Raw genomic sequence first — 11,680 nt, 5'->3', positions numbered from 1 at the left:
GGGACATATTAAATTCGAATGCGAAAAGCCACGGAACGGCATGGTTCAGGCCGGTGGCAAGTCATCTTTGGGCGCCATGGCCGGCCGCCCCGCCTGGTTTTTAGTCACGCGGCGCTCGGTGCGCTTTTGCAGCTCGGCCAGGAATTCATCCCCACCCAGCGCCCAGCCGCTCAGGGCCGAGCGGGTCAGCAGCTCCTGCTGCTCCAGTGTGATGCCTGCGCGCACCAATGAGGCGTAGGCCGCCTCGCGGGCAAAGGGCGTGTTGCCCAACGCCCAGACCAGGGGGTGCGGCGTCAGCAGGCTGTCGACCCGCAAACCCGCATAGTGGCCGTGGCTGGACCAGGGATAGTCCCTGGCTTCGGCCACCAGCCCCGCGCGAACCGGATTCAGGTCGATATAGGCCATGCAGGCCAGCAAATAGCATTCGGCCTCGATCACCGTGGCGCGGTAACGCCCCTCCCAGAGGGTGCCGGAACGCCCCTGGCTGTCGTTGAAGTAGCGAACATAGCGCCGTCCCGCGGCCTGCATCATCTGCGGCAGGCCGTCCGCCGTGCTGGGCGTGGCCAGCAGGTGGAAGTGGTTGTCCATCAGCACATAGGCATGCAGGGCCACGCCGAATTTGCGCGCGCTTTCGTCGAGCAGCCGCAACAGCATCTGGTGATCGGCAGCGGAGGAAAAAACGGCTTGCCGGTTATTGCCGCGCTGGATGATGTGATGGGGGAAACCGGGAAGCGTCAGACGGGGAAGGCGGGCCATGGAATGCAATACCTGGAGTTGGCACCATGATATTGGAATCCGACCCTAATTTCCCGACACCCCCTCGCCTCTTTCAAGAGGCATGGGAGCCGCTAACGCTCAGCGGACAACTTTGCCGTCAGGCGTAATGGTCACGAGGTCAATCGCACGCACCGATTCGTATTTCTTGGCGCGCAGGTTGACGCGAAAGCCGCCCACGTCGTAGTCCGTCATGGTTTCAAACGCTTTTTGCAGGCCGGCACGGTCGGGCTTTCCGCTGCCGGCCGCGCTGCGGCGCACGCCTTCGGCAAAGGTCTTGGCGGCGATATAACCTTCCACGCTTTCATAGCTGGGCGTCTGGTCGGTCTGGTTCAGCACATCGAGGTATTCCTTGATGATCGGCATGCCGGTGCTGCGCGGCGAGGGCACGACCTGTGAAATCACGACGCCGCCGATTTCTTTGCCCAGGGCGCTGAAGAGCGGGTCTATGCCGACCACGGAAAAGTTCAGGAACTGACCGCCATAGCCGGCCTGGCGCATCTTGCGGATGAAGGCAGCCGATGAATTGAACAGGCTGACCTGGATAACGGCCTGGGGCTGCACCTTCATCAGGGAGGCCACAGCCGCGTCAACCTTGTCGCTGTTCACTGGCGACAGAGCGCTGCCGACGATGGCCGGCCGCTTCAGGTCGACCAACGCCTGGTTGACGGCCGCCAGGCCGCCGCGCCCCATGGCATCGTCTTCGGCAAACACCGCGATGCGGTCCTGGTTCAGCGTCGCGCAGTGGCGCGCGATTTTGTAGGCTTCGTCGGCCAGCGCGGGACGCACATGGAACACGTTGCCGTGGGAGGGATCATGCAGCGCGTCGGACGCGGCAAACGGCGCGAAGAACAGGGTGTTGGAAGCTTTTGCCGCAGCGAAGGCGGCATCACAGCTGGCAGTACCAGTAAAGCCGAAAAGCGCATCCACGTCGTCGTCGATCAACTGCTTGGCGTTGCCGGCGGCCTTGGCCGGAACGTAGCCGTCATCAAGGGCCTTGACTTCAATCTTGTAGCCGCCCGCGCCGTTTTTCGCGTTGATCGCGTCAAAGTAAATCTTGGCACCGTTGAGATAAGCCAGGCCGATCTGGTCGGCGGCGCCGGTCAGCGGAACGGATTGCCCGACGACGATTTTTCGCCCGGCCCTGCCTTGCGCCCACAGTGTGGGGCTTGCCACCATGGCGCCTGCGGATACACCACCGAGAATTAACTGACGCCGATTGAAACCCATGACAACACCTTTTGAGATACGAATAGCCAAAGCAGGTTTGATGCCCGCAACTGCAGCATGCGCTTACTGTTCCAAAAAAATGTCACAAAGTGTGCGCAAGCCCTTAGCGTAATCCGTGCGGGGCCGAAAAGACAGCAGGAAAAATGCCGACACGTCATAAGCCTATGCGCCGTCATGTGGCTGGTTGATGGCGGCTTCGGCTGTTTAAGGTGCCTAGGTTAGGGCCGCGGCGCGTGCAAAACCAGCAAACGGTGCAGCCGTAGCGCCAGAACCAGGCCCAGGACGGAGCTAGCCGCCGTGACCCAGCCCGTCCATTGCCAGCCCCCTGCCTCGGCGGCCACCCAGGCCACCAGTGGAGGACCCGCGAACTGGCCCAGCGCCGACCACTGCTGCATCCAGCCTACCGTGGAGGACACCGTATCGGCACTGGGCGCCAGCCGGATGGCCAGGCTGAACAGAGTGGCAGGAACCAGGCCGCCCAGCATGGAGAAACCCAGGATCGCCCCGTATTGCAGCGCGGGCGGCACGCCCGAAAATGCCAGCAAGGCGCCGCCCGCCATCGCCAGGAAACCCGCGCCCAGCAAGGCCAGCGGCGGCAAGCCGCGGCCCAGCAGCCGCCCCGCGGCGACATTGCCGATGATGTTGACGGCCGCGGCCAGCGCCGTCAGCGGCCCAGCCCAGCCGCCGGCCACGCCGGCCTGCGCATAGATGGACGGCAGAAAACCCACCACGGCGAGCCATTGCCCGGAATAGGTCGCGAAGGCCAGGGCCATGAGCCAGACGGCGCGCGAGCGCAAGGTCGTCGCAATGAGCTGACGGTTGCGCGGCCGGCCCGCGGACGTAGCCGCCTCAGGCAGCCCCGCCGGCACGCGCCACGCAAGCAGCAGGGCCAGCGCCGCGGCCAGCGCGGCCAGCAGCCACCACAGCATGCGCCAGCCCCATTGCGGGCCGGCCCAGGCAATGACGAGGGGCCCGGCCAGCAGGGCCAGCGATGCACCCAAAGGCATGTAGGCGCCCCACATGCCGAGCATGCCGCTCAATTTTTCCGGCGGCACCAGCCGCCGCACCAGGGCCGGTGCCGGCAGCACCACCCACAAAAACCCCAGGCCCTCCAGGACGCGTGTCGCCAGCAAGGCATGAACGCCCGGCGCCATGGCGCCCAGGGCGCTGGCCGATGCCAGCACCCACAGGCCCGCCAGCATGCTGCGCTTGAGCCCCACACGCTGGACGGCCAGCCCGGTCAGCAATCCCAGCGTCATGCCGGCCAGCTGGACAAGCGAGAGCAGGAAACCGGCCTGCAACAGAGAAACGCCGAGCACCTGGCCCAGCACGGGCAAGGCCGGCGGCAGTTTGCCGACGTGCAGCGCGGCCACCACACCGGCCGCGATCACGCACCAGGCGGCGCGCGCGCTGGCGGCGATATCCGGCTTGGCTTCAGTCACACGGCACGAAGCAAAGGGACAGGTTCAGGCCGCGAAAGCGGCGCGTCCCTTGAGGCGCTCATGCTCTTTGGCGGCAAAGCGGTCGGTCATGCCGGCGATGTAGTCGGCCACGACCCGCTCGGGCTTGGCGCCCGCGGCATGCGGCGCGTCGACGCCGTCAAAGCGCTCGCTGTGGGCTTGCGGCATCTGCGCCGGGTCGGCCATATAGGCCTCGAACAGCTCACCGACCACCTGCTTGGCCGCCTGCGTGGTTTCCACCACCTTGGGGTGGCGGTAGAGGTTTTTCAGCAGGAAGCGCTTGAGCGACGCGGACTGTCGCGCCATCTCCGGTGTGAAGCAGACCAGCGCCGCTTGCTGGCGCACCTCGTCGGCGCTCGCGGGCGCCGCCTTGTGGATGGCCGCCCATGTCGCGTCCATCACGTTGTAGACCTGGGCGCTGAGCATGCGGCGTATGGTTTCAAACAGCAGCCGGCGGCCCTGCAGGCCGGGATGGGCCAGCCGCGTCTCGCGGCAGTACTGGCTGAAGAGCTCCACGTCCTCGAGCTGCTCCAGCGTCAGCAGGCCAGAGCGCACACCGTCGTCAATGTCGTGCGCGTTGTAGGCGATCTCGTCGGCCAGGTTGGCGAGCTGCGCCTCCAGGCTGGGTTGCTGCCAGCGCGGCCCTTCGGCGGGCTGGTCCACAAAACGGCGCGCCACCCCGCCCGGCTCGCGCGACTCGATGCGCCGCGCGTTGCGTTTTGAGCAATGCTTGAGGATGCCTTCGCGCGTCTCGAAGCTGAGGTTCAGGCCGTTGTAGGCCGGGTAGCGCTCTTCCAGCGTATCCACGACGCGCAGGCTTTGCAGGTTGTGCTCAAAGCCCGCGCTCTCGGGGTGGCCGGCCTTGAGGCAGGCATTCAGGGCGTCCTGGCCGGCGTGGCCGAAAGGCGTGTGGCCCAGGTCGTGCGCCAGCGCGATGGCCTCCACGAGGTCCTCGTTGAGTTGCAGCGTGCGGGCGATGGAGCGCCCCAGCTGCGCGACTTCCAGCGAATGGGTCAAGCGGGTACGGAACAGGTCGCCCTCGTGGTTGAGGAACACCTGGGTCTTGTAGACCAGGCGGCGAAAGGCTGTTGAATGCACGATGCGATCGCGGTCGCGCTGGAAGTCGGAACGCGTGGGCGCCACCGGCTCGGTGTAGCGTCGGCCGCGCGACAGCGCGGGATCACAGGCATAGGGCGCCAGGGTCATGGTTCACGCTCTCCAGGCTTTAAGCACAGCACAGGTCGATCACTTCGCGCACCAGCGCGTCGGGCGCGCTGCGAAGCGCCGCTTTGCCCGGGCCGTCGATCACGATAAAACGGATCTCGCCGGCCTCGGATTTTTTGTCGATACGCATCAGCTCCAGGTAGCGGCCCGCATTGTCCACGGCCGACAGCACCGGCGCCTTGACCGGCAAACCGGCACGCTGGATGAGCCGCGTCAGCCGCTCGACAAAAGGCATGTCGACCAGGCCCAGGCGCGCGGACAGGTGCGCGGCCATCACCATGCCGCAACCCACGCCTTCGCCGTGCAGCCATTCGCCGTAGCCGAGGCCGGATTCAATCGCGTGGCCGAAGGTATGGCCGAAATTCAGGATGGCCCGCAAGCCGGCTTCACGCTCGTCCTGCCCCACCACCCAGGCCTTGATCTCACAGCTGCGCTTGATCGCGTGGGCCATGGCCGCGGGCTCCCTGGCCAGCAGGCCTTCGAGATTGGCCTCTATCCATTCCAGGAAGGCCATGTCGGCAATCGGGCCGTATTTGATGATTTCGGCCAGGCCCGCGCTCAGCTCGCGCGCGGGCAAGGTCTGCAGCGCATCAAGGTCGCAGACCACCAGCAGGGGCTGGTAGAAGGCACCTATCATGTTCTTGCCCAGCGGATGGTTGATCGCCGTCTTGCCGCCCACCGAGGAGTCCACCTGCGCCAGCAGGGTTGTGGGCACCTGCACAAAAGGCACGCCGCGCATATAGCTGGCGGCGGCAAAGCCGGTCATGTCGCCCACCACCCCGCCGCCCAGCGCGAACATCACCGTCTTGCGGTCGCAGCCGTTCTCGAGCAAGGCGTCAAAAATCAGCTGCAGCGTCTGCCAGTCCTTGTGAACCTCGCCGTCGGGCAAGGTCACCAGCAGCACCTTGCCATAACGCTGGCGCAGCGCCTGGCTCAATTGCGCCGCATACAAGGGAGCCACCGTGGTGTTGGACACCACCAGCGCGGCAGCGGCTTTCGGGAGATCCTGGTAAGTCAGCGCATTGCCGAGAAGGCCGTTGCCGACGGCAATCGGGTAGCTGCGTTCGCCCAGCTCGATCTGGACCCGCGCCGCCGCGGAAGGGGAATTTGCGTGCATAAGTGGGAGTGTAGAGGCACTCGCCCGCCTTGGGTGCGACGGCTTGCAAGGCAGAGAACGCAAGCGCTCAGGGCACGGGCAGCAATCCCGCCAGCTCCAGCTGCATGTGGATCATGTTGACCAGGGTGGACACCGAGGGACGCCCGGTCTCGATGACGAAGTGGGCGGTTTCCCGGTACAGGGGATCGCGGGCCGCATAGAGATCCCTCAGCCTGGCCAGCGGATCAGCGACCTGGAGCAGGGGCCGGTTCTGGTCGTGCCGCAGGCGGCGAAACACCTCTTCGGGGATGGAGTGCAGGTACACCACCTGCGCGCGCTCGCGAAGGTGCTGGCGATTGGCCGGGCGCAGCACGGTCCCGCCGCCGCTGGACAGCACGCAGGATTGGCCCTGGGTCAGCTCATCGATGACCTGCTGCTCGATATCGCGGAAGGCGTTCTCGCCCTCGCGTTCGAAAAACTCGCGGATGGAGCAGCCGATGCGCTGCTCGATCACCTGGTCCGAATCAATAAAGCGCAGCCCCATCTTGCGGGCCAGATGCCGGCCGACAGTGGACTTCCCCGAACCCGGCAGGCCCACGCAGGCGATTCTCAACGGGTTTGCATTCAATGGAGTCTGGAGGCGTTCGCCCCGGGATGCGTGAATAGAGTCAGGGTGGAAAATGGGCCGGTTTCACAAACGCGACAGGCCCCAAAGGGCCCGCCGTTACCTGCATTTTCCCACCAAACCGGCGCCGCCTCGCGGCGGCCGGCTCCGCGGGGCTCAGCGCAGCGCCGAGCCGTTGGTCAGCATCTTGGGGGTGATGAACACCAGCAGTTCGGACTTCGTGGCCGAGCGCGTCTTCTGCTTGAAGAGATTGCCCACGCCGGGCAGGTCACCCAGCAACGGAACCTTGGTCTCGGCATCACGGTCATTCTGCTCAAAAATGCCGCCGATCACCACAGTGCCGCCGTTCTCCACCAGCACCTGCGTCTGGATATGCTTGGTGTCGATCGCAAAGCCGTTGGCCGTTTCGCGGCCCACGCTGTCCTTGTTGACGTCTACGTTCAGGATGATGTTGCCCTCGGGCGTGATCTGCGGCGTGACCTCAAGCTTCAGGTTGGCTTTGCGGAAGCTGATGGAAGTGGCGCCGCTGGAAGTCGCCTGCTGGTACGGCAGTTCCGTACCCTGTTCAATCAGCGCCTTGACCTGGTCGGCCGTGACAACCCGCGGGCTGGACACAATCTTGGATTTGCCGTCGGCTTCCGAAGCGGAAATCTCGAGGTTCAGGAATCGCGTTTTTGCGGAATTGAACAGGGAGACGGCAAAGGTCGCCGCCGAGAAACCGTTCTGGCCCACGGCCGGCAGGCTCAGGAATTCACCGGCATTGGTGCCGGCCGTCGCCGCGCTGTAGGTGCCGCCGAACGCCGAGTTGGTGGTCTGGTTGAAGGGCTGGCCGCCCAGCCGCACACCCAGCGACTTCCCGAAACTGTCCGAAGCCTCGACGATGCGCGCCTCGATCAGCACCTGGCGAACCGCCACGTCCAGCTTGGTGATCAGGTTCTGGACGGCCTCCAGCCTGGAAGGAATGTCGGTCACGAACAGCAGGTTGGTCCGGGGTTCGGCAATGACACTGCCGCGCTGGGACAGGATACGGGCGCTGGCCGGACCGCTACCGCCGGCGGTGATTTGTGTCGCGAGATCCGCGGCCTTGGCGTAATTGATCTGGAAGGACTGGGTGCGGACAGGCTCCAGGCTCTGGATGGCGTTGCGCGATTCCAGGTCGAGTTTGTCTTTGGCCGCCAGTTCGTCCTTGGGCGCAATCACCAGCACGTTGCCGTTTTTGCGCATGCCCAGGCCCTTGGACTGGAGAATGATGTCCAGCGCCTGGTCCCAGGGCACGTCCTTCAGCCTCAGCGTGACGCTGCCCGTCACGGAATCGGAAGTGACGATGTTGAAGTTCGTGAAGTCGGCGATCACCTGCAGCAGGGAGCGGATTTCAATGTTCTGGAAGTTCAGGGAAAGCTTCTCGCCGGTGTAGCCGGGGCCCTGCGTCAATTTGGTCGGGTCGACCTTCTGGGGGCGGACTTCCAGCACAAACTGGTTGTCGCTCTGGTAAGCGCTGTGCTCCCAGGCGCCTTTGGGTTCCACCACCATGCGGACCTTGTCGCCGGTCTGGAAGGTCGTAACGGTTTGCACCGGCGTGCCGAAATCGCCCACGTCCAGGCGGCGGCGCAAGCCTTCGGGCAAGGTTGTCTTCAGGAACTCAACCACCAGGGTCTGGCCCTGCTGGCGTATGTCAACGCCCACTTCATTGTTGGACAGGCCCACGACGATGCGGCCGGCGCTGTCGGTTCCACGGCGGAAGTCCACATCCTTGAGCGGAAGGATGTCACGGTTGCGGCTTTCCGCAAATACCTGTGCCGGTGCCGCGGCCGCCGCTGCGCCGGTGGCGCTGGAATCCAGCGTGATCACCAGCGATTTGCCCTGGATATCAGCCTTGTAGGTCGACGGCGCCTTGAGGTTAAGCACCACGCGGGTCCGCTCGCCGGCCTGCACCACGTTCGCCGAACGCAGGTTTCCCAGGTTCATGTCCACCGCGGACCGGCCCATGCCATTGCTGACGCCTGGAAAGTCCAGTGCAATGCGGGCGGGCGACTGGATAGTGAAGCCTGTGGGAATGGCGGTCAGGGGCTCTGCCAGGTCGATGCGGATGATCTCGGAACTGCCTTGAACCGAACCGGTCACCGACTGAATCGAGTTCTGGGCCTGTGCGGCCTGCGGCAGCGTTGCCACCATCAGCGACAAGGCAATGCCGAACGAAGCGCCGCGCAACACACGTTCAAGCAAACGCTTCAGGCCGCCTCCCGTACCTTCTGCTTCCAATGCCCATGTTTGCTTGTTCATTTTGATCCCTCTAATAGCTGTAAAGTCGCCGTCCGCTCAATCCATTCGCCCGCAGCGTCCTGCACGATCTCACGCAGGGAAAGGCTTGTTTCACCCACCTGCGTGATACGGCCGTAATTCTGCCCAAGGTAGTTGCCGACCCGGACCTGGTAAATCAGGTTGTCGACCTTGACCAACGCCACCGGCTGGCCCACCTTGATCAGGCTTCCGACCATAAAGGTCGCGTCCAGGGGGTAGGCTTCCAGGGGTTCCTTGCGCCGGCTCAACTCCGGTGCGATCAGGCCCGCATTGGACGTCGCCTGGTTGGAGTCGCGCTTGAGCGCCTGTGTCAATTTCTGGTTGCTGAAAGGCTCGGTGGAGCCTTCCTGGTTGTAGGCCTGCGGCGAGAACTTGGTGGGCTCGGGCAGCGGATCGACCTTGGGCCGAGTGGCGTTGCGCTGCTCCGTCATCCATTGCTGCAACTCTTCCTGTTCGGATGAACCGCAACCGGCCAGAGCCAGCAGCGTCAACATCAAACTGCCTGTCAGCACATAGCTGTTAAGTCTCATTTTTTGGCTCCCGGGGCGCTCTTGCGCTGCAGGGCCACTTCCTCGGGATCGAGGTAGCGGAATGTCTTGGCCGTGGTGTCCATGACGAGGTTGCCGTCCTTGGTGGGCACCAGGTTCAGGTTGTTCAAAGTCACGATACGGGAGAGATTGGCGATGTCCGCGGCAAAAGCGCCGATATCGTGATAGCGGCCCGTGACGCGCACCGCGATGGGCAATTCGGCGTAATACTCCTTGACGCTCACCTGCCCCGGCCGGAACAGTTCGAACTGCAGGCTGCGGCCCAGGCCGGCCTGGTTGATGTCGGACAGCAAGGCGTCCATTTCAGCCTTGCTGGGCAGTTGTTTCTCCAGCTGGGTCACATACTGCTGCACCTGTTCGCGCTGCTTTTTCAGCGCGTCAAGGTTCACCGCCTGCACCAGCTTCTTCTTGTAGTCTTCCCTGAGCTGGACTTCCTTGGCCCGCTCGGCCGTCAGTTCCTCGTCGGAGGAGCTCAGCCAGACAAACCACAGTGCGACCACCACGAGGACCGTGACGCCGACACACAGAAGATAGCGCGGTAGCGCCGGCCACGAGGGCGGGTCATTGGGGTCAAGCCCGGAGAACTGCGCCTTCAGGCTGTTTTGGATCGCCGATAAATCGACGGAGATTTTTGGAGTTTTTGCCATGATCGTTCAACCTGCTTCAGGCCTTGGCCGGGATCGCCGCGGCCGCCGGCGCTGCGCCAGGCGCCGAGGCGGCCGGCGCGGAACCAGGTGCCTTGGGCGCGTTGGCGCGCTTGAGCCCGACACGCATGGAGAAATTGGACACCCGCCGCTGGTCGCGCGGAGTCAGCGACACCGTGCTGGCGGTGATTTCGACCAACTCCGGCCGGGTCAGCCAGGGGCTGTTGTTGGCCAGGTTGCGCAGCAGTTCGGAAACCCGCTCGTTGGACTGGGCCACGCCGCTGATGAACACCGTCTGGTTGTCCTGCTTCATGTTGGTGATATACACGCCGTCAGGAAGCTGCTTGACCAGCTCGCTGAGCAGGTAGACCGGCATGTTGCGGTTGCCTTGCAGGTCTTCCACCGCGTTCTGGCGCGCCCTCAGGGCGGCGATTTCCGCCTGCAGGGTGGAAATCTCCTTGATCTGGTTTTCCAGACGCGTGATCTCGGTTTTCAGGAAGTTGTTCTTGCTGCGCTGGCTTTCGATCTGGGCCAGGTACCAGGAGTACACGGCACCGCAAATCAGGCCGCCGACCAGGGCAGCGACGCCAAGGGTTGCAAAAAAGGTTTCGCGCCTGCGCTTGCGCGCGGCTTCGCGGTGCGGGAGCAGATTGACCAGAATCACTGCAGGAACCTCCGCAAAGCCAGACCGCAGGAGGTCAGGTAAGACGATGCCTCGCGGCGCATTTTCTTCTCACGCACGCTCTCGCCGAGTTCCATGCCCTCAAAGGGGTTGGCCAGGAGGCAGGCGAACGAAGTCTGCTGGGTGACGGAATCGGTCAACCCGGGCAGGGCGGACGAACCGCCGGCCAGCATGACGTAATCCACCTTGTTGTGCGGGGTGCTGGTAAAGAAGAACTGCAGGGCACGGCCGATTTCCTGGGCCATGCTTTCCACAAAAGGCTTGAGGACGCCCGAGCCGTAGTCTTCGGGCAAATCGCCGCTGCGCTTCTTGCTTTCGGCCTCTTCAGGCGAAAACCCATACTGGCGCACGATCAGTTGCGTCAGCTGGGCACCGCCGAAGGCCTGGTCGCGCTCGTACAGGACTTCGTCGTTCTTGATGACCTGCATGCTGGTGGTCAAGGCGCCAACCTCAAACAGGGCGACCATGGTGTCCACCCCCTTGTTAGGCAGGTTTTCGATCAGGCGGGCGGTTGCCAGGCGCGAGGCGTAGGACTCCACGTCGACCACGATGGGCTTGAGGCCGGCGGCTTCCGCCAGCCCTTCCCGGTCCTGGACCTTTTCCTTGCGCGAAGCGGCGATCAGCACCTCGACGTCGCCGGCGGAGGTGGCACTGGGCCCCACCACGCAGAAGTCCAGGCTGACCTCATCCAGGGAGAAGGGAATATATTGGTTGGCTTCGGACTCGACCTGGGTTTCGAGTTCCGCGTCCGTCATGCCTCCGGGGAGGATGATTTTTTTGGTGATGACCGCGGAGGCGGGCAGCGCCATGGCGACGTTTTTGGTGCGGGTTCCGCTCTTTTTGACCAAGCGGCGCACGGCGTCGGCGACTTCGTCGAATTTCTCGACGTTGCCGTCCGTGATCCAGCCGCGCTCCAGGGGCTCGATCGCGCAGCGATCCAGCACCAGGTTACCGGCCTTGTCACGGCTCAACTCCACCAGCTTGACGCTGGACGAACTGATATCCAAACCCAGCAAAGCGGGTTGTTGGCGGTTGAATAACGATCCCAGAGAGATCAAGGCAGTCCCCAAATGACGGCTAATATGTAGCCCTGCATACT

Annotated in this window: 11 protein-coding genes; all 11 read right to left on the bottom strand. The window is 64.0% G+C overall.

The genetic code is table 11. The features are described 5' to 3' along the window. Positions 1 to 45 precede the first annotated feature (45 nt). Positions 46 to 756 carry a transposase gene (locus tag BLQ85_RS14185; protein WP_074577900.1) on the bottom strand — a complete coding sequence of 237 codons (711 nt, stop codon included), beginning with the start codon at positions 754 to 756 and terminating at the stop codon, positions 46 to 48. A gap of 99 nt (positions 757 to 855) precedes the next feature. Continuing rightward, positions 856 to 2,004, bottom strand: a complete 1,149-nt coding sequence (locus BLQ85_RS14180) for an ABC transporter substrate-binding protein (RefSeq protein ID WP_074577899.1) — start codon at positions 2,002 to 2,004, stop codon at positions 856 to 858. Positions 2,005 to 2,222: 218 nt separating this feature from the next. Further along, positions 2,223 to 3,446 carry an MFS transporter gene (locus tag BLQ85_RS14175; RefSeq protein ID WP_083336864.1) on the bottom strand — a complete coding sequence of 408 codons (1,224 nt, stop codon included), beginning with the start codon at positions 3,444 to 3,446 and terminating at the stop codon, positions 2,223 to 2,225. Between the two features lie 24 nt (positions 3,447 to 3,470). Beyond that, the gene (locus BLQ85_RS14170; protein WP_074577898.1) at positions 3,471 to 4,670 is read right to left on the bottom strand and encodes a deoxyguanosinetriphosphate triphosphohydrolase; all 1,200 of its coding nucleotides are present in this window, start codon (positions 4,668 to 4,670) and stop codon (positions 3,471 to 3,473) included. A 19-nt stretch (positions 4,671 to 4,689) separates the two neighbouring features. Then, complete coding sequence (gene aroB / locus BLQ85_RS14165) at positions 4,690 to 5,805, bottom strand: 3-dehydroquinate synthase (protein ID WP_074577897.1); 1,116 nt, start codon at positions 5,803 to 5,805, stop codon at positions 4,690 to 4,692. Between the two features lie 67 nt (positions 5,806 to 5,872). Further along, a complete protein-coding gene (locus BLQ85_RS14160; protein ID WP_036838420.1) occupies positions 5,873 to 6,397 on the bottom strand; it encodes a shikimate kinase in 525 nt (174 codons plus the stop codon). 168 nt (positions 6,398 to 6,565) lie between these two features. Next, positions 6,566 to 8,689, bottom strand: a complete 2,124-nt coding sequence (pilQ, locus tag BLQ85_RS14155) for a type IV pilus secretin PilQ (RefSeq protein WP_074577896.1) — start codon at positions 8,687 to 8,689, stop codon at positions 6,566 to 6,568. Beyond that, on the bottom strand, positions 8,686 to 9,237 hold the full coding sequence (locus BLQ85_RS14150) for a pilus assembly protein PilP (protein ID WP_074577895.1): 552 nt from the start codon (positions 9,235 to 9,237) through the stop codon (positions 8,686 to 8,688). The genes pilQ and BLQ85_RS14150 overlap by 4 nt, the downstream gene beginning before the upstream one ends. Next, on the bottom strand, positions 9,234 to 9,902 hold the full coding sequence (locus tag BLQ85_RS14145; RefSeq protein ID WP_074577894.1) for a type IV pilus inner membrane component PilO: 669 nt from the start codon (positions 9,900 to 9,902) through the stop codon (positions 9,234 to 9,236). Before BLQ85_RS14145 ends, BLQ85_RS14150 begins: the two co-directional genes overlap by 4 nt. Before the next feature lie 16 nt (positions 9,903 to 9,918). Next, the gene (locus BLQ85_RS14140) at positions 9,919 to 10,563 is read right to left on the bottom strand and encodes a PilN domain-containing protein (protein ID WP_074577893.1); all 645 of its coding nucleotides are present in this window, start codon (positions 10,561 to 10,563) and stop codon (positions 9,919 to 9,921) included. Then, positions 10,560 to 11,639, bottom strand: coding sequence for a pilus assembly protein PilM (locus BLQ85_RS14135; RefSeq protein ID WP_074577892.1), 1,080 nt, complete (start codon positions 11,637 to 11,639; stop codon positions 10,560 to 10,562). The genes BLQ85_RS14140 and BLQ85_RS14135 overlap by 4 nt, the downstream gene beginning before the upstream one ends. Between the last annotated feature and the right edge of the window lie 41 nt (positions 11,640 to 11,680).

It is taken from the genome of Polaromonas sp. JS666, assembly GCF_900103405.1.
In the GTDB taxonomy this organism is placed as follows: Bacteria; Pseudomonadota; Gammaproteobacteria; order Burkholderiales; family Burkholderiaceae_C; genus Polaromonas.
The sequence above is the reverse complement of the archived record's forward strand: the minus strand, read 5'-3'. Positions and strand labels throughout refer to the sequence as shown.